Origin of the sequence: Gordonia malaquae (assembly GCF_037148075.1) — a bacterium.
Lineage (GTDB): Bacteria > Actinomycetota > Actinomycetes > Mycobacteriales > Mycobacteriaceae > Gordonia > Gordonia malaquae.
Genome location: NZ_JBBCUB010000002.1, coordinates 491,580 through 512,099, shown reverse-complemented (window position 1 = coordinate 512,099; position 20,520 = coordinate 491,580). Strand labels below are relative to the sequence as shown.

The window sequence follows — 20,520 nt, the reverse complement described above, 5'->3', positions numbered from 1 at the left end:
CCCTATGCTATCGCAGTGCTCTGAAAGGTCGATGAGACAATGGTTTCCGACACGCTCCGAACGTCACATACTCGAGGAGAGGCTTACCAAGTGCTGATCGCCGGATTCGCCGCCGGAATGTTCCAGACCAACTGCTATCTGGTGGCCGAGGGGCCCGGGTCGGACGCGATCATCATCGATCCCGGCCAGGATGCCGCGCCGAACGTCCGTGAGGCGTTGGCCGAGTACTCGTTGACTCCCGTCGCGATTTTCTTGACGCACGGGCATCTCGACCACACCTGGAATGCTCAGGAGTTGGCCGATGAGTTCTCCATTCCCGCGTACATCCACGCTGCCGACCGTCCCATGTTGACCGATCCGGGTGTCGGTGTGGGACGCGCACTCTCGCAGATGATCGGGGACACCGTGTTCCGGGAGCCCGAGAAGGTGATCGAGTTCGTCGACGGCGAGGACGTGGAGATCGCGGGAATTCGATGGGGCGTCGCCCACGCGCCTGGGCATTCGCCCGGCAGCGTTCTGTTGACTCCTGATCTGCCCGACGATCCCGAGACGGGGGAGAGCGTGTCGGTCTGCTTCTCGGGTGATGTGCTGTTCAACGGGTCGATCGGTCGCACCGATCTGCCCGGAGGCAATCACCAGCAGTTGCTCGACTCGATCGCCGCGACCCTGATGGGTCGCGACGATCACCAAGTGATCCTTCCGGGTCACGGACCCCAGACCACCATCGGCGCGGAACGCACGGGCAACCCGTTCCTCGTCGACCTGCCCGATGCACAGAAGAAGGGACGGTTCGGACTGTGAGCGAATTCTCCGCGCCGAAAGGCATTCCGGACTACTTTCCGCCTGCGTCGGCCGATTTCCTCGCCGTCCGCAATGCGCTGACCGACGCCGCGTACCGCGCGGGCTACGGCCACATCGAACTGCCGATCTTCGAAGAGACCGCGCTGTTCGCGCGCGGTGTCGGCGAGTCGACCGACGTCGTCTCCAAGGAGATGTACACCTTCGCCGACCGAGGCGGCCGCACCGTGACGCTGCGCCCGGAAGGCACCGCGGGTGTCATGCGCGCCGTCATCCAGCATGGACTGGACCGTGGTCAGCTTCCGGTGAAGCTGTGCTACTCGGGGCCGTTCTTCCGGTATGAGCGTCCGCAGGCCGGCCGTTATCGCCAGTTGCAGCAGGTGGGTGTCGAGGCGATCGGCGTCGACGATCCGGCATTGGACGCCGAGGTCATCGCCATCGCCGACGAGGGGTACAAGCGGCTCGGTCTCACCGGATATCGGCTGGATCTGACGTCGCTCGGCGACGACACCTGCCGACCGCAGTACCGAGAGCGTCTGCAGGAGTTCCTGCTCGGTCTCGATCTGGACGAGCCGACTCGAGAACGCGCCCGCATCAACCCGCTGCGTGTGCTCGACGACAAGCGTCCCGAGGTTCGCGAGGCCACGGCCGACGCCCCGCTGATGCTCGATCACCTCAGTGATTCGGCGAAGGACCACTTCGAGCAGGTCAAGGGCCACCTGGACCGGCTCGGCGTCGACTACGTCGTCAATCCGCGTCTGGTTCGCGGCCTCGACTACTACACGAAGACGACGTTCGAGTTCGTCCACGACGGTCTCGGCGCACAGTCGGGCATCGGTGGCGGCGGACGGTACGACGGCCTGATGAAGCAGATCGGCGGGAAGCAGGAGCTGTCGGGCATCGGTTTCGGCATCGGTGTGGACCGCACTGTCCTCGCGCTCGAGGCGGAAGGCGTCTCCGTCGCCGGAGTCGGGCGTGTCGACGTGTTCGGCGTGCCGATGGGAGCAGCGGCCAAAGCCGAGCTCGTCGCTCTCGCCGGTGAGCTTCGCGCAGCCGGGGTGAAAGTCGACCTCGCATACGGTGACCGCGCCCTCAAGGGCGCGATGAAGGCCGCCGACCGCTCCGGCGCCCGCCTCGCTCTCGTCCTCGGCGACCGCGAACTCGACGAACGCACCATCGAGATCAAGGACCTCACCAACGGCGACCAGCACAAGGTGCCCCTCGACGCCGCCCTCGCAGAGATCCGCTCCCGCCTCGGCATCTGACAAACGAGGTACTCAGCGACAAACGAGGCACGCATGCGTGCCTCGTTTGTGCTGGAATGCCTCGTTTGCAAGCCTGTGGACAACGTATGTGACGAATCCGTGAATTCGGGCTTCAATCTGGATATGTGGCCTACGGACGAGCACGGGATCATCAGTCGCAGCGAAGCACTCGACGCAGGAGTCTCCGAGCGGCAGCTCACGGACGCGATCCGTCGCGGCGAACTACTGATTGTCGGGCGTGGACACTATTCGCTGCCGATCACGGATCGCTCGTCGGCAGAAGCTGCAGAAGAGGAGTACCGACGCCGAAGTCTGGTCGCGGGGCGGTGCGGGCCGCTGGTCCTCAGCCATGAGTCAGCCGCGTCACTGCACGGGCTGAGACTCTTGTACCCGGATCACGAGCGCATTCACATGACAAACGGTCGAGGGGACGGCGGGTACCGGCAGTCGAGACGGATTGTGCACCCTCGCACGTTGACCGACAACGAGATCGTGGTGATCGATGGCGTACTGGCGACTAGTCTCGAGCGAACAGTCGTCGACGTCGCCCTCGGAGCGAGGAACTTTGCGCAGGCGCTGACTGCGTTCGACTGCGCGCTCGCGCGAGACGCCGATGTCGAGGCGATCGGACAGCTGCTCGCTGAACGGCGCCGAGGAGTGAACCTCGCTCGTCGCGCTTTCGGGTTCGCGGACGGGCGCTCGGAATCGCCAGGGGAGTCGTGGAGTCGAGCCCAGATGATCGACGACGGACTTCCCGTGCCCGACTTGCAGGTCGAGTATGCCCTTCGGTCAGGTCGGACGGCGCGTTGCGACTTCGGCATCGACGACGTATTCGTCGGCGAGTTCGACGGTCTCGTCAAGTATCGGCGGAACATGCGACGAGGTGAGGAGCCCGAGGACGTCGTCATCCGGGAGAAGATCCGCGAGGACGAGCTTCGTGATTTGGGACTCGTCGTAGTGCGATGGGTCTGGGAGGATCTGCGGCGAGGACGACTGATGCGCATCCTGCGCTCGCACTACGCCCGACTCGGGATTCGTGTCTGAACGAGGCACTCAACGACAAACGAGGCACGCATGCGTGCCTCGTTTGTCGTTAAAGCCCTCGTTTACAGGTCGTTCGTCGCGAAGGTGTCGCAGCGGGACGGCTTGCCGCCGTCGTAGCCGATCTTGAACCAGCGGACGCGTTGGGTGGACGATCCGTGAGTCCAGCCCTCGGGGTTCGAGTTGGAACCTTGAATGGTGTCGTCGCCGATCGCTTGGGCCGACCTGATCACAGTGGCGATCTGGTCCTCGGTGAGCGGCTTCAGCATCGCGTCCGGGCCCTTGTCGGCGTGGTACGCCCACACGCCGGCGAGGCAGTCGGCCTGCAGTTCGATGCGGCGCGAACCGTCGTTGCCCATCCGCTGACCTTTGGCGAGCACACCGGTCAGATTCTCGACGTGGTGACCGAACTCGTGGGCCACGACGTACTCCTGGGCGAGCGGGCCGTCGGAGCCGCCCATCCTCTTCAGGTCGGCGAAGAACGCCGGATCGAAGTACGCGGTGCGGTCGGCGGGGCAGTAGAACGGGCCCATCGCCGACGACGCAGCGCCACAGCCAGTCGAGATGTTGCCGGCGAAGATCTTCGTCTCCGGCTTGGTGTAGCCGCGCATCTGCTTGGCCCAGACCTTGTTCAGGCTGTCCTTCGTCGCGACGATGCGGCACACGTCATCGGTGTTCGCCATCTCCACCGTGCACGAATCGATGTGGGCTTGGAGCTCTCGGCTGTCGGCGCTGTCCGTGCCCTGACTGCCCGGAGCAGCCTGCTGGTTGGACGAATCGCCGCCCAGGATGTCGCCCGGATTGAGGCCGAACAGCAGCGCGACGATCGTCACGATCACGCCGACACCGCCGCCGAGGGCGATCTTTCCGCCGCCGAAACCGCCCCCGCCAGATCCACCGGCCGACACGTCACTGGTGTCGAGAGGCCCGCTCCCCTGAAAAGTCATGGGCTAACAGTAAGCCAAGCGTCCGGCCCGAAGTCGCTTTGTCGGTGGCGATCCGTAGAATTGACCGGAACCGTCACCAATCCTGCCAGCGACCCCGCTGCGCACAAGGAAGGAATCCAGTGCTCCGCACGCATTTCGCCGGATCGTTGCGCCGCGAGGACGCCTCGCAGACCGTCACCGTCACCGGTTGGGTCGCACGTCGTCGTGACCACGGAGGCGTCGTCTTCATCGACCTCCGCGACTCGTCCGGCCTCGTGCAGGTCGTCTTCCGCGACGACGAGGTCGCCGAAGCAGCTCACCGCCTGCGCGCCGAGTGCTGCGTCAAGGTGACCGGTGTCGTCGAGGAACGTCCCGAAGGCAGCGAGAACGCCGCCCTCGCATCGGGCGCCGTCGAACTGAACGCCACCGAACTCGTCGTCCTGAACGAATCGGCGCCGCTGCCGTTCCAGCTCGACGAGCAGCCCGGCGAGGAAGCACGCCTGCGCCACCGCTACCTCGATCTGCGCCGTGAAGGTCCGGCCCGCGCGATCCGTCTGCGTTCGCAGGTCAGCGCTGCGGCACGTGCCGTTCTCGGCTCGCACGACTTCGTCGAGATCGAGACTCCCACCCTCACTCGGTCGACGCCCGAAGGCGCCCGCGACTTCCTGGTGCCAGCACGCCTCCAGCCCGGCACGTTCTACGCGTTGCCGCAGAGCCCCCAGCTGTTCAAGCAGCTGCTCATGGTCGCGGGCATGGAGCGGTACTACCAGATCGCCCGCTGCTACCGCGACGAAGACTTCCGCGCCGATCGCCAGCCGGAGTTCACGCAGCTCGACATCGAGATGAGCTTCGTCGACGAAGACGACGTGATCGCCCTCGCCGAAGAGATCCTGGCATCGCTGTGGAAGCTCATCGGTCACGAGATCACCGCGCCGATCCCGCGCATCACCTACGCCGATGCGATGCGTCGTTTCGGCAGCGACAAGCCCGACCTGCGTTTCGACATCGAACTCGTCGAGTGCACCGAGTTCTTCGCCGACTCCCCGTTCCGCGTGTTCAAGGCCCCGTATGTTGGCGCCGTCGTGATGACCGGTGGTGCGTCGCAGCCGCGTCGTCAGCTCGACGCGTGGCAGGAATGGGCCAAGCAGCGCGGTGCCAAGGGGCTCGCCTACGTGCTCGTCCAGGAGGACGGCACCCTGACCGGTCCGGTCGCGAAGAACATCTCCGACGCCGAGCGTGAGGGAATCGCTGCCCACGTCGGCGCGAAACCGGGCGACTGCATCTTCTTCGCCGCGGGCGCCGTGAAGCCGATGCGCGCGCTCCTCGGTGCGGCACGCGGCGAGATCGCACGCAAGCTCGACCTGATCAAGGACGGCGACTGGGCGTTCACCTGGGTCGTCGACGCCCCGATGTTCGAGCCTGCGGGCGACGCCGTCGAAGCAGGCGATGTGGCCGTCGGCTCCGGTGCCTGGACCGCGGTGCACCACGCGTTCACCTCCCCGAAGCCGGAGTGCCTCGACAACCTCGAAGCCGACCCGGGTGCGGCCGTGGCCTACGCCTACGACATCGTCTGCAACGGAAACGAGATCGGTGGCGGTTCGATCCGTATCCACCGCCGTGACGTGCAGGAACGTGTGTTCAAGATCATGGGCATCGGCGAAGAGGAAGCACAGGAGAAGTTCGGGTTCCTCCTCGACGCCTTCTCCTACGGTGCACCGCCGCACGGCGGCATCGCCTTCGGGTGGGACCGCATCACCTCGCTCCTCGCGGGCGAGTCGTCGATCCGCGAAGTGATCGCGTTCCCGAAGTCCGGCGGCGGCGTCGACCCGCTGACCGACGCTCCGGCCGCCATCACGCCGGAACAGCGCAAGGAGTCGGGAATCGACTTCAAGCCCGCACCCAAGGCCGCCGCTGAAGCGGCTGGAGAGGGACAGGCGAACGCCTGAGTCTCATCATGACCGTAGTGGCACATGATCGAATCGATTCGGTGCTCGAGACCGCGCAGGACGTCCTGACGCGGCGAGCGGGCAGCCGAGTCCGTATCGACGACCCCGAGGATCTCGGAGGCTCGGGCCGCAGCACCGTGCTGCGTGTCCGAGTCGCCGACAACCCGGTGTCGCTCGACCGCACCGTCGTCGTCAAAGCGTTCGACGAACACTCGTCGGCCGACCAGGTGCTGCGCGAGATCGCGTCGTACCGGTACGCCACGGCGCTGCCGACCGCGTCACGGCCCGGCCCACAGTTGCTGGCCTCCGACCTCGACAGCCGGATCCTCGTCCTCACCGATCTCGGCGACGGCCGTCGAATGATCGACCTGCTCGGCTCGACCGACGTCGACGAGGTCGGCCGCGGCGTGAGCGCGTGGGGCCAGGCCCTCGGACGCATGCACGCAGCGACCTTCGGCGGCGAAGACGACTTCGACACTCTGCTGAGGGTCAGCGGCCGCCGTGGAGACGGTCGCCGAGACGCACCGATCTGCTCGTCGGGCATCGACGCGCAGGCCGCGGAGGCGGTGCGTCGTACCGCCGACGTCGCCGACGAGATCGGGGTGAGTGTGCCCGACGAGTTCCGGGCCGTGCTCGATGCGGGTCTGGCACTGTTCGGCGACGGCCGGTTCCGGGCGTTCAGCACGTCGGACGTCGGTCCCGAGAACATCCTGATCAACGACGACGGCGTCCAGTTCATGGACTACGAGTGGGGCGCGTTCCGCGACGCCACCCTCGACGTGGCGTACGCGCTGGCCACGTTCCCGTCGGCGCTGTCCGAGCCCGCGTCGCACCGAGCCGCCGAGCTGGAGACGGCTCTGGCCGACGCGTGGCGGGCGGAGGTGTCCCCGTTGTGGCCTGCCCTCGCCGACGACCAGACCCTCCGGGACCTGCTGACCACCGCACGCACCCTCTGGGTGTGGCTCGGCACCTACTGGATGCTGGAGTCGGACACGTCGGGCGACGACTGGGCACTGCACACCGCCGATCCGCGCGTCGTGACCGCCCGCTGGGCCGATCTCGCCCGGTCGTCGGCCGACCCGGTGGTCTCAGACGTCGCACGAGACGTCGGGCGCGCGCTGCAACGTCTCTGGTTCGAATGACCGGCCAGTCGGGGGACGGCGGGGACCTCTTCGACGACATCGGCACGGCACAGAGGTCGAACCCGCCGATGCCGTCACCGTCCGCACCACTCGCAGTCCGGATGCGGCCGACCTCGCTCGAGGAGGTCGTCGGCCAGGATCATCTCCTCGGCGAACGGTCGCCGCTGCGACGGCTGATCGCCGGGTCCGGCGGCTCGTCGGTGCTGCTGTACGGCCCGCCCGGCACCGGCAAGACGACGATGGCGTCGTTGATCAGCCAGGCCACCGGTGGCAGCTTCGAGGCCCTCTCCGCGCTGTCCGCCGGAGTCAAAGAGGTCCGGGCCGTCATCGACGTCGCCCGCCGACGGCTGATTCAAGGCCAACAGACAGTCCTGTTCATCGACGAAGTCCACCGTTTCTCCAAGACCCAGCAGGATGCGCTGCTCGACGCAGTCGAGAACCGGATCGTGCTGCTCGTCGCGGCGACCACCGAGAATCCGTCGTTCTCGGTGGTGGCTCCGCTCCTGTCACGGTCGCTGGTGCTGCAGCTGCGGTCGCTCACCGACGACGACATCAAGGACGTCGTGGCGCGTGCGGTCGCCGACCCGCGTGGCTTGGACGGATCGGTGGAGCTGTCGGAGGAGGCACTCGACCATCTCGTCGCGGTGGCCGGGGGAGATGCGCGGCGAGCGTTGACCGCACTCGAGGCGAGCGCCGACGGCAGCGACGGGGAGACCGTCACCGTCGCCGACGTCGAAGCGGCGATCGACCGCGCAGCCGTGCGGTACGACCGTTCTGGCGACCAGCATTACGACGTGACCAGTGCGTTCATCAAGTCGATGCGCGGCTCGGACGTCGACGCGGCCCTGCACTATCTCGCCCGGATGCTGAGTGCGGGGGAGGATCCCCGATTCATCGCTCGACGGTTGATGATCCATGCCAGCGAGGACGTCGGCATGGCAGATCCGACGGCACTGCAGACCGCGGTGGCCGCTGCTCAGGTGGTGCAACTCGTCGGAATGCCGGAGGCGAAGCTCGCGTTGGCGCAGGCCACCATCCATATCGCGACGGCCCCGAAGTCGGGCTCGGTCACGTCAGCGCTCGGCGCCGCCATGACCGACATCTCGTCGGGCAAGGCGGGTGCGGTTCCGTCACACCTGCGCGACGGTCATTACGCGGGAGCGAAGAAGCTCGGCAACGCCGTCGGCTACCGCTTCCCACACGACGATCCGGACGGAGTCCTCGCCCAGCAGTACGCACCGGACACGCTGGTCGGCGTCGATTACTACCTGCCGACCGACCACGGCTTCGAACGTGAACTCGGCCCGCGCGTGGGCAGACTGCGCTCGATCGTCCGCGGCCTCGCCGGACGTGCGCGCCGTCGTTGACGCGTGCGACGTCAACTCCCTTGTCACAGCCCGGTAAACTCGGGTTCCGGTATCACCACTTCAACGAAGGACACCGCCGCAGTGCAGACGCATGACATCCGGAAGCGTTTCCTGGATCACTTCATCCGGGCCGGTCACACCGAGGTTCCCAGCGCCTCGCTGATCCTCGACGACCCGAATCTGCTGTTCGTCAACGCGGGCATGGTGCCCTTCAAGCCGTACTTCCTCGGCGATCAGACTCCTGCGTACGACCGTGCCACCAGTGTGCAGAAGTGCGTGCGCACGCTGGACATCGAAGAGGTCGGCATCACCACCCGCCACAACACGTTCTTCCAGATGGCGGGCAACTTCTCCTTCGGCGACTACTTCAAGCGCGAAGCGATCCAGTTCGCCTGGACCCTGCTGACCAACTCGGTCGACGACGGCGGCTACGGCATCGACCCGACGCGCCTGTGGCCGACGGTGTACCTCGACGACGACGAGGCCGAGACCATCTGGCGTGACGAGATCGGCGTGCCCGCCGAGCGCATTCAGCGACGTGGCCTCAAGGACAACTACTGGTCGATGGGTGTGCCCGGCCCGTGCGGACCGTGCTCGGAGATCTTCTACGACCGCGGCCCGGCGTACGGCGTCGAAGGCGGCCCCGAGGCCGACGAGGACCGGTACATCGAGATCTGGAATCTCGTGTTCATGCAGAACATCCGCGGCGAGGGCGGCGGCAAGGACAATTACGAGATCCTCGGCCCGCTGCCGAAGAAGAACATCGACACGGGCATGGGCGTCGAACGAGTCGCCTGCATCCTGCAGGGTGTCGACAACGTCTACGAGACCGACCTGTGCCGCCCGATCATCGACCTCGCCGCCGAGCTGACCGGCCGCGGCTACGGTGCAGGCAACCACGACGACGACGTCCGCTTCCGCGTGATCGCCGACCATGCCCGCACCTCGGTCATGTTGATCGGCGACGGCGTGGTCCCCTCCAACGACGGACGTGGTTACGTTCTCCGTCGCCTGCTCCGCCGCGTGGTGCGGTCGGTCCGTCTGCTGGGCGCCGACCAGCCGACGATGGGACGGATCGTGGAGGCGGTCATCGATCTGATGAGCCCGTCGTACCCGAACCTCGCCGAACAGCGCGCACACATCGTGTCGGTCGCCGTCGGTGAGGAGACGAGCTTCGCGAAGACTCTCGCCGCGGGTTCCAAGCTGTTCTCCGAGGCCGCAGACGCCACCAAGGCGTCGGGCAAGTCGCGGATCAGCGGCGACGACGCGTTCGCTCTGCACGACACGTACGGGTTCCCGATCGACTTGACCCTGGAGATGGCCTCCGAGGCAGGCCTCGAGGTGGACCGTGACGGTTTCACCGAGCTGATGGCCGAGCAGCGCAGGCGCGCCAAGGCCGACGCGAGTTCGCGCAAGGCGTCGCACGCCGACCAGACCGTGTATCGCGAGTTCCTCGACCGCGGCCCGACTGTGTTCACCGGATTCGACGAACTCGTGTCCGAAGCTCGCGTCCTCGGGCTCGTCGCCGACGGCGAACGTGTTCGTTCGGCGGTTCCGGGCACCGAACTCGAAGTGATCCTCGACCGCAGTCCGCTGTACGCGGAGTCGGGCGGCCAGATCGCCGATCAGGGTGTCATCACCACATCCGACGGTGTGCGCATGTCGGTGAAGGACGTCCAGAAGGTCGGCAAGCAGGTGTGGCTGCACCGCGTGATCGTCGACGAGGGCGAGATCACCGAGGGCGCCGACGTGCTAGCCAGCGTGGACGCCGCATGGCGCCACGGCGCAACGCAGGGGCACTCGGGTACTCACCTCGTGGGCGCCGCTCTCCGGCAGATCCTCGGACCCACCGCCACTCAGGCCGGTTCGCTGAACCGTCCCGGGTACCTGCGTTTCGACTTCCACGCGGGCAGCGGTCTCACCGACGACCAGCGTGCGCAGATCGAGCAGATCAGCAATGAGGCAGTCGAGGCGAACTTCGGAGTCAACACTTTCGAGACCGACCTGGACAAGGCCAAGGCGATGGGCGCGATGGCGCTCTTCGGCGAGAACTACGGCGACCGCGTGCGCGTGGTCGAGATCGGCGGACCCTTCTCGATGGAACTGTGCGGCGGAACGCACGTCGGCAGCTCGGCTCAGATCGGCCCCATCACGCTCATCGGCGAGTCGTCGGTCGGCTCGGGTGTCCGACGAGTCGAGGCATACGTCGGCATGGACTCGTTCCGGTACCTGTCGCGTGAACGTGCGCTGATGGCCGGCCTCGCGTCGAGCCTCAAGGTGCCGTCGGAGCAGGTGCCCGATCGTGTCGACCAACTCGTCGCGAAGCTGCGCGAGGCGGAGAAGGCGCTCGACGCACTCAAAGCCGATCAGGCCCGCGCAGCGGTGTCGGGCCTGATCGACCAGGCGCAGACCATCGGCGAGACCCTCGTGGTCGCTGGCCGCGTCGCCGACGGTGTGGACGCCAACGGCCTGCGGACCCTGGTCACCGACCTTCGTGGGCGCGTCGCCGACCGCAATGCGGTCGTCGCGCTGTTCTCGGCTGATGGTGACAAGGTGCCGTTCGCGGTGGGTACGACGGACGCAGCACGCGCCGCCGGTATCAAGGCGGGGGACGTCGTCAAGGAGATTGCGCCGCTCGTGGCCGGTCGCGGTGGCGGCAAGCCCGATCTGGCACAGGGATCCGGCACGGACGCCGCCGGTGTCGATGCCGCGCTGGTCCGTCTCCGTGACGTCGTCGGAGGGCGATGATCACGCCCCGCGGGCGTCGTGTCGCGATCGATGTGGGCAGTGTCCGTGTCGGGGTCGCGGTGTGCGATCCGGACGGAATCCTGGCGACGCCTGTCGAGACCGTCCAGCGGACGAAACACGACGGCGACGTCGAGCGTGTTGTCGCGATCGTCGACGAGTACGAGGCGATCGGCGTGATCGTCGGACTGCCGCGGACGCTTCGCAACACCGACGGCCCGGCTGTCGAGGCGGCTCGCGCATTCGGCGACCGTGTCGAGGCGAAGCTGACGGGCCGAGACACGTTGCCCGATGTGAGCGTCGAGTATCACGATGAACGACTGACCACCGTCACCGCGACGACCGCGCTCCGCGCAAGCGGCGTGAAGGCGAAGAATGCGCGCGCCGTCGTCGATCAGGCCGCCGCGGTGGCTATTCTGCAGGGATGGCTGGACGCGCGTCGCTGACGCGGGCACGCCGATGAGGAGGACCGACCGACGTGACTGACCAGGACCGTACGCCCCGTCACGGGGACGACGCACGGCCCCGCCATTCGGGTTCCACCCCGGACGGCAACGCCGGTGACCCTCGTCGATTCTTCGCCGATCCCTCAGCGGTGCAGGAGGGGAACCGCCGCCGACGGCGCCGTGGGCCCGGCGACCCGACGACGACGGGGAGCATTCCGATCGTTCGAGTCGAGAGCGCGTTGCCCGATCCGACGATCGAGTACCGCACACCCCAGCCGCCTCAGGGCGCTCCGTCGCCGTACTTCGAGGTGCGCTACCGGGACGCCTCGCCCGAGCCGATGATGCGTCTGAACGAACCGCACGCGCAGGCGCCGGTCCCCGAAGCGCCCGTCACCGGGAACGACCAGCAGCTGTTCGCATCGCCGGTCCCGCAGGAGCCGGAGCCATTCTATGCGGAGCCGGAACAGCCGGTGGCCGCACCTGCGGTGCCGGACGTTGCGCCCACCCGACCGGTGTACGCCCAGTCCGCGCCCACTGCGCCGGTGGACGTTCCGCCCGCCGCGGAACCCCAGGAACCCCAGGAACGGCCGGAGCCGCCGGTGTTCGTCCCCGACATCCTCGAGTCTCGTGACGACGACGCCGACACGGGTGAGATCCCCGTCCACGGTGGTGCCATGCCGTCGCGGAAGAAGAACCGAGGCATCCTCCTCGGCATCGGTGCGCTCGTCCTCGTCGCAGTTCTCGTCGTCGGCGGACTGGGCCTCAAATGGCTCGGTGTGTTCGATTCACGCACGGACTTCAGCAGCGACACCGGTTCCGGTTCGACGCTCGTCGAGGTGCCCGCCGACGCCGCGATCCGCGATGTGGGTCAGACTCTCGCCGATGCGGGAGTCGTCGGCAGCCAGCGTGCCTTCGTCGACGCCGCAGAAGGCGGCGCGGGCGTGTCCGCAGGTTTCTACGCGCTTCCGAAGGGAATCTCGGGCAAGGCGGCACTGGAGATGATGTCCGGTGACGACAAGCGCGTCGGACGGTTCATCGTCCCCGAGGGACTGCAACTCGACTCCAAGAAGAGCTCGGACGGCACCACCCGGCCCGGCGTGTTCCAGATGATCTCGAAGGCGACCACGTTCACCACGGACGACCGCGAGTACGGCGTGACCGCCGAACAGTTGCAGCAGGCGGCGGCGACGTCGACGCCCGAGGAGCTCGGGGTGCCCGACTGGGCTGCGGCGAAGGTGAAGGAACTGACCGGCGATCACCGCCGGATCGAGGGTCTGATCGCGTCGGGCGCGTGGGAGGACATCGACCCGCGTCTCGACGCGCGGACCATCCTCAAGGACTTGATCACCAGGAGCGTCGCCCGCTTCACCGCGTGGGGCCTGCTCAGCGGCAACAATTCGGGGAAGTCGCCGTACGACACGCTGACCATCGCGTCGATCGTCGAAGCCGAGGCTCAGCACGAGGACGATTTCCCGAAGGTCGCGCGCGTGATCGTGAACCGTCTGGACCAGGACATCCGACTTCAGATGGACTCGACGGTCAACTACACCGCGGCGGTCGCCGACATCGATGTGCACGGCGAGTCGTACATGGACGACAACAAGTGGAACACCTACCAGCACGACGGGCTTCCCCTGACGCCGATCGGCGCGGTCGGTGAACGTGCGCTGTCGGCGACCGAAGACCCGGCACCGGGCGACTGGCTGTACTTCGTGACCGTCGACAAGAAGGGCACGACGCTCTTCGCGAAGACGTTCGCGCAGCACAAGAAGAACCGCCAGGTCGCGTGCAGGAACAACCTGCTGGCGGTCAACTGTGAGTAGAGCGGCGGTCCTCGGATCGCCGGTCGGTCACTCCCGATCGCCTGATCTCCACCGTGCGGCGTACGCGGCGCTCGGACTCGACGGGTGGACCTACGACGCCATCGAGACGACCGCCGACGAACTGCCGGCACGCGTCGGCGGCGCAGGCTCGGACTGGGTCGGGTTCTCCGTCACCATGCCGTGCAAACTCGCGGCACTCGCGTTCGCCGACGTCCGGACGGCTCGGGCCGAACTCATCGGCTCTGCGAACACGCTGGTCCGGACCCCCGACGGCTGGCGTGCGGACTGCACCGACGTCGACGGCGTGACAGGAGCACTCGCCGAAGCGGGGCTCCCCACCGGAGCGACACGGGCCGTGATCGTCGGTGCGGGTGGCACTGCGCTCCCGGCGCTCGCAGCGTTGGCCGAAGTCGGAGTCCACGACGTCGCCGTCGTCGCGCGGGACGAGGGGAGGGCACGCGGCGTCCTCGAACTCGCCGAACGGCTCGACGTCCGGGCACGGGTGGTCGACTTCGGCGACGACGATGCGGTGCGCGCGGCCTGCACCGACGGCGACGTGACGATCTCGACCGTCCCGGCACCCGGGGCGGCGACGATCGCCGATGCACTCGCCGCGTCGAAACGCGTCGTCGACGTCATCTACGATCCGTGGCCGACCCCGCTCGCTCAGGCCGTCGAGTCTGCGGGCGGCGTTGTGGTCGGCGGCATCGTGATGCTGCTCAACCAGGCGTACAGCCAGGTGGAGCAGTTCACCGGCCTCACAGCGCCCCGGTCGGCGATGGCCGCCGCGGTCGGCGTCACACTCTGACGGAAAACTCACGACATGGCAGGAACGTGACACCGGGGTGCGTTTCGTACGCCACCACTCTGTGACTTCTAGGGCGTGTCTCCTAACTCGGCAGGTGAAGCACGCCTGTGGAAATCGTGCTGGTCAGATCGCGGATTCCGGGTGATGCTGGCCGCGTGATCACCATCGTGCTGTCCGCGGCCGTCATCGTGTGTGCCGTCGTCGACGCGCGTACCGGACGAATACCGAACGTGATCACCGGACCGGCTGTCGTCGTGGTGGCGGCACTCAGCGCTGCCGATCCGGCCACCGCAGTCGCGGCTGCGGTCTGCGCGGCGCCCTACGCGATCGCGTTCGCGCGAAGATTGTGCGGCGGGGGAGACGTCAAACTCGCATTCGTCTGCGGTGGACTTCTCGGTGATCCGGGACTCGCCGCGCTGGCCGTGGTCGGAGCTGCGATCGTCACGGGCATCGTCCTCGCCGCACGTCGCACGCGGGCCGTCGCGCACGGCCCGGCACTCGTCGCGGTCACATTGGTATGGCTGGTCACCGCCGTCGTCGGGCCTTCTGGAACAATTGACCCGTGTTGCGTTGGATGACTGCCGGAGAATCGCATGGACCGGCCCTGGTGGCCCTGGTCGAAGGCATGGTGGCGGGAGTGGAGATCACCACTGCCGACATCGCCGAACAATTGGCTCGACGCCGCCTGGGCTACGGCCGTGGCGCGCGCATGAAGTTCGAGGCCGACGAAGTGACCGTGATCGGTGGTGTCCGCCACGGTAAGACGCTCGGCGGTCCGATCGCGGTCGAGATCGGGAACACCGAGTGGCCCAAGTGGGAGAAGGTCATGGCGGCCGATCCCGTCGACGAGGACGAACTCGCGGGCAGCGCTCGGAATGCCGCCCTCACCCGGCCGCGCCCCGGGCACGCGGACTACTCCGGCATGCTCAAGTACGGCTTCGACGACGCTCGTCCGATCCTGGAGCGCGCGAGCGCCCGTGAGACCGCCGCGCGTGTGACGGCCGGAACCGTCGCCCGGAACTTCCTCAAGCAGGTCCTCGGCATCGAGATCGTCTCGCACATCGTGTCGATCGGCGACAGTGACCCGTACACCGGCCCCGCACCACGCCCCTCCGACCTCGAGGCCATCGACGCGAGCCCCGTCCGGGCCTTCGGGAAGGACGCCGAGGCGTCGATGATCGAGGAGATCGAGGCGGCAAAGCGCGACGGTGACACCCTCGGCGGCGTCGTCGAAGTGATTGCGACCGGTGTCCCCGTCGGGCTGGGCTCGCACGTCAGCGGCGAGGCACGTCTGGACTCGAGGCTCGCTGCCGCGCTCATGGGCATTCAGGCGATCAAGGGCGTCGAAGTCGGCGACGGTTTCGAGACGGCACGACGTCGCGGAAGCCAGGCGCACGATGAGATGGTCCCCGGCGCGGACGGTGTGCTGCGGTCGACGAACCGGGCCGGCGGCCTCGAAGGCGGCATGACAAACGGTGAGGACGTGCGTGTCCGCATCGCCATGAAGCCGATCTCCACCGTCCCGCGTGCTCTTGCCACCGTCGACATGACGACGGGCGAACCCGCGAGCGCCATCCACCAGCGCAGTGACGTGTGCGCGGTGCCCGCCGCCGGAGTCGTCGCCGAGGCGATGGTCGCGCTTGTCCTCGCTCAGGTGGCGCTCGAGAAGTTCGGTGGCGACTCGGTCGGCGAGACCGGCTCCAACCTGCGCGGATACCTGGACGCCGTCGAAGCGCGTCCACCGCGCCCGTGACGGTCGTCGTACTCGCCGGGTTCATGGGATCCGGCAAGTCCACAGTCGGCCGCGCGGTCGCAGATCGACTCGGACTGCGGTTCGTCGACACCGACATCGAGATCGAACGACGCTCGGGCCGCACCATCCCCGAGATCTTCGACGCCGACGGCGAGGCCGGTTTCCGGGCCGTCGAGGCCGACGTCGTACGGGCCGTGCTCGCCGAGAGCACAGGTGTTGTTGCGCTCGGTGGTGGATCACCGACGGTGCAGGCGATCCGTGAGGCCCTCGTGGGCCATCACGTCGTGTATCTCGAGATCAGTGCCGACGACGGCTTCGCCAGGGTGAAGGGCTCGAACCGGCCGCTGCTGTCGAGCCCCGAACCGGCCGCACGGTACGAGAAACTGCTCCACTCCCGCGTCGACGCCTACGAGAGTGTCGCCGGATTCACCGTCGACGCGACCCGTCCCGTGGACGACATCGTCACCGACATCATCAGAAGCCTGCACGAGGCAGGCCTGCCACAGGAGGACTCATGACCGAACTGGTCACCGTCGCCGTCCGTGCGGCCTCGCCGTACAACGTCACCATCGGACGTGGACTGCTCGACGACGTCGCTGTCGCCGCGAAGGGCGCCGACCGGGTGTGCGTGGTCTATCAGCCCACGCTCGCGCAGACCGCCGAGCAGATCCGCGAGTACCTCGCGGGCAAGGGATTCGACGCACACCGTGTGGAGATTCCGGACGCCGAAGCAGGCAAGGACCTGTCGGTGGCGGCGTTCTGCTGGGAAGTATTCGGCCGTATCGGGATGATGCGCAACGACAAGGTGATCAGCCTGGGGGGCGGCGCCGCGACCGACCTCGCGGGCTTCGCCGCCGCCACGTGGATGCGTGGCATCGGCGTCATCCATGTCCCGACCACACTCCTCGCGATGGTCGACGCCGCGGTCGGCGGGAAGACCGGCATCAACACCGACGCGGGAAAGAACCTCGTCGGGTCGTTCCACGAGCCCGACGCGGTCCTCATCGACCTTGCGACCCTCGAAACGGTTCCGCCGAACGAAGTGGTCGCGGGGCTCGCCGAGGTGATCAAGACCGGTTTCATCGCCGATCCGGTGATCCTCGATCTCATCGAAGGCGACCCGAAGGCCGCGCTCGATCCGGCAGGTGACCTCCTCCCGGAACTGATCCGGCGCTCGGTGCAGGTCAAGGCGGACGTCGTGTCGGCCGACCTGAAGGAGTCGTCGCTCCGCGAGATCCTCAATTACGGTCACACGCTCGGTCACGCGATCGAACGTCGCGAGCAGTACAAGTGGCGTCACGGCGCGGCGATCTCCGTCGGCATGGTGTTCGTCGCCGAACTGGCACGGCTTGCCGGCCGCCTCGACGACGAGACCGCCGATCGACACCGGTCGATCCTCGAACTCGTCGGACTTCCCACGGCGTACGACGAAGACGCTCTGCCCGCGTTGCTCAAGACCATGGCGGGCGACAAGAAGAATCGCTCGGGAATGATCCGCTTCGTCGTTCTCGACGGTCTCGCCAAGCCCGGCCGGCTCGAAGCGCCCGACCCCTCGCTGATCGCGGCCGCGTACTCCTCCGTGGCCAAGGGCAAGCCCTCCGGCGGCGGCGCGATCCTGCTCTGAGGAGCTGAGATGAAGAACGGCGCCGGACCTCGATGAGGTCCGGCGCCGTTCGGCGTTCGCGGGTCGGTCAGGCTGCGGGCACTGCGTGCTGGGTGTTGGCCTCGGCGGCCTCTTCGGCTGCGAGCTCCGCCTTGCGCTGCTCGCGCCGGATCAGGAAACGGCCGACCGAGGCGCCGAAGAAGGCCGGCACGAAGACGATCAGGGCGATGAACGACGTGCCGGCGATCAGCTCGATCGGCAGGCTCGCCTGACCGATGCCGTTCAACCAGACGGTGCCGAGAATCCAGCTCACCAGGCAGGACACGAAACCTGCGAACAGGCCTGCCTTGAGCCAGCGGACAGTGAGGTCCTCGTAGTCGTCGGGGTCGGAATGCGCACGCGCATCCTTCAGGCCGTCCAGGCCGCCCCACACGATGGCGACGACGATGCATGCCGCAATCGTCAGCCACCGGGCGAGGGGAGACGACAGGGGTGCGGAAATCACGACGGCACCGAGGATGATGCGGGCGGCGATATGCACAATGGACATCACGACACCACGAAGAAGCCACGAACTCATGGGGACACAGTAGCCGGGTAGAACATGTTCAACAATGCAGACATGCACTTTTCAACAAATCACGGTGACCGTCGGGCCCGACTCGCCGCCGAGATCGAGGCGTCGGACGTCGATGCGATCATCGTCTCCGACCTGACGAACCTGCGATATCTCACAGGGTTCACCGGGAGTAACGGGGCCGCACTCGTGTGGGCGGGGTCCGACCGTGACCGTGATCGGATATCGACCGACGGTCGCTACATCACCCAGGTGGGGGAGCAGGCCGCCGACCTTCGCGCGGAGATCAACCGTGACTGCCCGTCGGCACTCCTGCGAGTGGCCGCGGCGGAGCGGCCGGGCGTGCGCGTCGCGATCGAAGGTCACGTCGTCACAGTCTCCGACTATTCGCGACTCGCCGAACTCGCCGCGGAGGTCGGTGCGGCGTTGACCCCGGTCACGGATGCAGTCGAGCGGTTACGCATCGTGAAAGACGCCGATGAAGTGGATTTGATCACGTCCGCGTGCCGGGTCGGCGACGCCGCGCTCGCCGCATTGATCGACCGCGGAGCGATCACCCCCGGCCGTACGGAACGCCAGGTCGCTCGCGAACTCGAATGGGAGATGTTCGCTCTCGGCGCGGACGCGATCGCTTTCGAGACAATAGTCGCGACAGGCGCCATGTCGGCGATCCCGCACCACCGCCCGATGGACGTCGTCCTGAGGGCAGGCGACCTGGTCAAGATCGATTTCGGGTGCGTCTGGAGTGGATACCACTCCGACATGACGCGGACCTTTGTGCTCGGCGAGCCTCAGGCGTGGCAGACCGAGATCTTCGACATCGTCCTGACCGCACAGCAGGCCGGCCGCGACGCTCTGACAGTCGGTGCGGAACTCGCCGACATCGACGCCGCAGCCCGACGGATCATCACCGACGCCGGGTACGGCGAGTACTACGTGCACGGGCTCGGGCACGGCGTGGGCCTGCAGATACACGAAGCACCGGGAATCGGGGCCGCTGCGAGCGGTACACTGCCTGACGGCGCAACGGTCACCGTCGAACCAGGTATTTACCTGCCGGGACGCGGAGGCGTGCGGATCGAGGACACCCTTGTTGTCACCGACGCCGGACCGACGTCGCTGACGACCACATCCAGGGCGCTCCGCGTCCTGTAGACAGCAGCCGGCCCCCACCGGGGCAGGCGAACCGCGAGGAGAACATTCATGGCGACGACCGCCGACTTCAAGAACGGACTCGTCCTCAAGATGGACGACCAGCTCTGGCAGATCCTGGAGTTCCAGCATGTGAAGCCCGGCAAGGGGCCGGCTTTCGTGCGCACCAAGATCAAGAACGTGCTCACGGGAAAGGGCGTCGACAAGACGTTCAACGCGGGTGTCAAGGTCGAGACCGCGACCGTCGACCGCCGCGACATGACGTACCTGTACAACGACGGTGACGATTTCGTCTTCATGGACGGCGAGACGTACGACCAGATCAACATCACGCCGGAAACCGTCGGCGACGGTGCACGTTTCCTCCTCGAGAACATGACCGTGCAGGTCGCGACCCACGAGGGCGCGCCGCTGTTCGTCGAGTTGCCTGTCACCGTCGAACTCGTCGTTTCGCAGACCGACCCCGGTCTGCAGGGCGATCGCTCCACCGGAGGCACCAAGCCCGCCACGCTGGAGACCGGCGCCGAGGTCCAGGTCCCGCTCTTCATCAACACCGGCGACAAGCTGAAGATCGATTCGCGCGACGGCAATTACCTCGGCCGCGTCAACAGCTGATCGGCGAGTACTGAACAGCTGGTTAGTGAGCGAGCAAAGCGAGTGGAAGCGTGACTGAAGCAAAAGGCCGCCACCGCATGCGTGCGCGTGCGGTGGACATCCTGTTCGAAGCGGAGGCCAAAGAGGTCCCCGCCACCCAGGTGGTCGCCGACCGCCGCGCATGGTTCGCCGAGCACGACGCCGTCGGCGAGATGACCGGGTACACCGTGACTCTCGTCGAGGGCGTCGCCGCCGACGCGAGTCAGATCGACGCGGTGATCTCCTCGCACTTGGACAACTGGAAGCTGCACCGCCTTCCGGCAGTCGATCGTGCAATCCTGCGTCTCGCGGTCTGGGAGCTGCTGTACTCCAACGAGGTCGACATCCACGTGGTTCTCGACGAGGCGGTCACGCTCGCCAAGGAGCTCTCCACCGACGAGTCGCCCGCATTCGTCAACGGCGTGCTCGGCCGTATCGCCGAACTCGCACCTCAAGTCCGCGCCGCCGCAGCAGCGGAGTAGACTACCTCTCAAG

At 67.0% G+C, this 20,520-nt stretch carries 19 protein-coding genes and 1 pseudogene; 18 read left to right on the top strand and 2 right to left on the bottom strand.

The window, feature by feature from the left end; genetic code table 11:
* Positions 1-90: 90 nt before the first annotated feature.
* The 4 genes and pseudogenes from WFK36_RS09420 (at position 91) to WFK36_RS09405 (ending at position 3,107) form a co-directional block, all read left to right on the top strand.
* Entirely contained in the window at positions 91-801 is a 711-nt protein-coding gene (locus tag WFK36_RS09420) for an MBL fold metallo-hydrolase (protein ID WP_008378008.1), read from the top strand.
* Positions 798-2,063: a histidine--tRNA ligase gene (hisS, locus tag WFK36_RS09415; protein WP_008378006.1), complete on the top strand. Its 1,266-nt coding sequence runs from the start codon at positions 798-800 to the stop codon at positions 2,061-2,063. Before WFK36_RS09420 ends, hisS begins: the two co-directional genes overlap by 4 nt.
* A gap of 33 nt (positions 2,064-2,096) precedes the next feature.
* Positions 2,097-2,309, top strand: a pseudogene (locus WFK36_RS09410) (type IV toxin-antitoxin system AbiEi family antitoxin domain-containing protein); the annotation flags it as partial.
* A gap of 228 nt (positions 2,310-2,537) precedes the next feature.
* Positions 2,538-3,107, top strand: coding sequence for a hypothetical protein (locus tag WFK36_RS09405; RefSeq protein ID WP_336791942.1), 570 nt, complete (start codon positions 2,538-2,540; stop codon positions 3,105-3,107).
* A gap of 62 nt (positions 3,108-3,169) precedes the next feature.
* Here the strand turns inward: WFK36_RS09405 and ypfJ are convergent, their stop codons facing one another.
* Positions 3,170-4,051, bottom strand: coding sequence for a KPN_02809 family neutral zinc metallopeptidase (ypfJ, locus tag WFK36_RS09400; protein ID WP_336791450.1), 882 nt, complete (start codon positions 4,049-4,051; stop codon positions 3,170-3,172).
* A gap of 119 nt (positions 4,052-4,170) precedes the next feature.
* On the opposite strand from ypfJ, the gene aspS reads away from it, so the two are divergent.
* The 11 genes from aspS to aroB all read left to right on the top strand — a co-directional run bounded on the left by aspS (position 4,171) and on the right by aroB (position 17,684).
* Complete coding sequence (gene aspS / locus WFK36_RS09395; protein ID WP_336791449.1) at positions 4,171-5,976, top strand: aspartate--tRNA ligase; 1,806 nt, start codon at positions 4,171-4,173, stop codon at positions 5,974-5,976.
* Positions 5,977-5,984: 8 nt separating this feature from the next.
* Entirely contained in the window at positions 5,985-7,118 is a 1,134-nt protein-coding gene (locus tag WFK36_RS09390; RefSeq protein WP_336791448.1) for a hypothetical protein, read from the top strand.
* Between the two features lie 68 nt (positions 7,119-7,186).
* Positions 7,187-8,485, top strand: a complete 1,299-nt coding sequence (locus WFK36_RS09385) for a replication-associated recombination protein A (RefSeq protein ID WP_223291429.1) — start codon at positions 7,187-7,189, stop codon at positions 8,483-8,485.
* An 81-nt stretch (positions 8,486-8,566) separates the two neighbouring features.
* Positions 8,567-11,233, top strand: a complete 2,667-nt coding sequence (gene alaS, locus WFK36_RS09380; protein ID WP_336791447.1) for an alanine--tRNA ligase — start codon at positions 8,567-8,569, stop codon at positions 11,231-11,233.
* Positions 11,230-11,676 (top strand): Holliday junction resolvase RuvX, encoded by a 447-nt coding sequence (ruvX, locus tag WFK36_RS09375; RefSeq protein ID WP_336791446.1) that lies wholly within the window; start codon positions 11,230-11,232, stop codon positions 11,674-11,676. Before alaS ends, ruvX begins: the two co-directional genes overlap by 4 nt.
* Positions 11,677-11,708: 32 nt before the next feature.
* Positions 11,709-13,499, top strand: a complete 1,791-nt coding sequence (locus WFK36_RS09370) for an endolytic transglycosylase MltG (RefSeq protein WP_336791445.1) — start codon at positions 11,709-11,711, stop codon at positions 13,497-13,499.
* A complete protein-coding gene (locus WFK36_RS09365; protein ID WP_336791444.1) occupies positions 13,492-14,307 on the top strand; it encodes a shikimate dehydrogenase in 816 nt (271 codons plus the stop codon). Before WFK36_RS09370 ends, WFK36_RS09365 begins: the two co-directional genes overlap by 8 nt.
* 155 nt (positions 14,308-14,462) lie before the next feature.
* Positions 14,463-14,885: an A24 family peptidase gene (locus tag WFK36_RS09360; RefSeq protein ID WP_336791443.1), complete on the top strand. Its 423-nt coding sequence runs from the start codon at positions 14,463-14,465 to the stop codon at positions 14,883-14,885.
* A complete protein-coding gene (gene aroC, locus WFK36_RS09355; protein WP_008377981.1) occupies positions 14,882-16,060 on the top strand; it encodes a chorismate synthase in 1,179 nt (392 codons plus the stop codon). Before WFK36_RS09360 ends, aroC begins: the two co-directional genes overlap by 4 nt.
* On the top strand, positions 16,057-16,578 hold the full coding sequence (locus tag WFK36_RS09350; protein WP_336791442.1) for a shikimate kinase: 522 nt from the start codon (positions 16,057-16,059) through the stop codon (positions 16,576-16,578). The genes aroC and WFK36_RS09350 overlap by 4 nt, the downstream gene beginning before the upstream one ends.
* On the top strand, positions 16,575-17,684 hold the full coding sequence (aroB, locus tag WFK36_RS09345; RefSeq protein WP_336791441.1) for a 3-dehydroquinate synthase: 1,110 nt from the start codon (positions 16,575-16,577) through the stop codon (positions 17,682-17,684). Before WFK36_RS09350 ends, aroB begins: the two co-directional genes overlap by 4 nt.
* Positions 17,685-17,751: 67 nt before the next feature.
* Here the strand turns inward: aroB and WFK36_RS09340 are convergent, their stop codons facing one another.
* Complete coding sequence (locus WFK36_RS09340; RefSeq protein WP_040519717.1) at positions 17,752-18,243, bottom strand: B-4DMT family transporter; 492 nt, start codon at positions 18,241-18,243, stop codon at positions 17,752-17,754.
* A 24-nt stretch (positions 18,244-18,267) separates the two neighbouring features.
* Between WFK36_RS09340 and WFK36_RS09335 the strand changes: the two genes are divergently transcribed.
* The 3 genes from WFK36_RS09335 to nusB are packed head-to-tail and all read left to right on the top strand — an operon-like array spanning position 18,268 to position 20,507.
* Positions 18,268-19,395, top strand: a complete 1,128-nt coding sequence (locus WFK36_RS09335) for a M24 family metallopeptidase (RefSeq protein WP_419717477.1) — start codon at positions 18,268-18,270, stop codon at positions 19,393-19,395.
* Positions 19,396-19,443: 48 nt separating this feature from the next.
* Positions 19,444-20,007, top strand: coding sequence for an elongation factor P (gene efp, locus WFK36_RS09330; protein WP_008377973.1), 564 nt, complete (start codon positions 19,444-19,446; stop codon positions 20,005-20,007).
* Positions 20,008-20,057: 50 nt separating this feature from the next.
* Positions 20,058-20,507, top strand: a complete 450-nt coding sequence (nusB, locus tag WFK36_RS09325) for a transcription antitermination factor NusB (RefSeq protein WP_373278338.1) — start codon at positions 20,058-20,060, stop codon at positions 20,505-20,507.
* Positions 20,508-20,520 lie beyond the last annotated feature (13 nt).

Coding starts and splice junctions, on each gene's coding strand:
- ypfJ (WP_336791450.1), bottom strand. CDS start 4,051: ATGACTTTTCAGGGGAGCGGGCCTCTCGACACCAGTGACGTGTCGGCC.
- WFK36_RS09390 (WP_336791448.1), top strand. CDS start 5,985: ATGACCGTAGTGGCACATGATCGAATCGATTCGGTGCTCGAGACCGCG.
- WFK36_RS09385 (WP_223291429.1), top strand. CDS start 7,187: ATGCCGTCACCGTCCGCACCACTCGCAGTCCGGATGCGGCCGACCTCG.
- ruvX (WP_336791446.1), top strand. CDS start 11,230: ATGATCACGCCCCGCGGGCGTCGTGTCGCGATCGATGTGGGCAGTGTC.
- aroC (WP_008377981.1), top strand. CDS start 14,882: ATGACTGCCGGAGAATCGCATGGACCGGCCCTGGTGGCCCTGGTCGAA.
- aroB (WP_336791441.1), top strand. CDS start 16,575: ATGACCGAACTGGTCACCGTCGCCGTCCGTGCGGCCTCGCCGTACAAC.
- WFK36_RS09340 (WP_040519717.1), bottom strand. CDS start 18,243: ATGAGTTCGTGGCTTCTTCGTGGTGTCGTGATGTCCATTGTGCATATC.
- WFK36_RS09335 (WP_419717477.1), top strand. CDS start 18,268: ATGTTCAACAATGCAGACATGCACTTTTCAACAAATCACGGTGACCGT.
- efp (WP_008377973.1), top strand. CDS start 19,444: ATGGCGACGACCGCCGACTTCAAGAACGGACTCGTCCTCAAGATGGAC.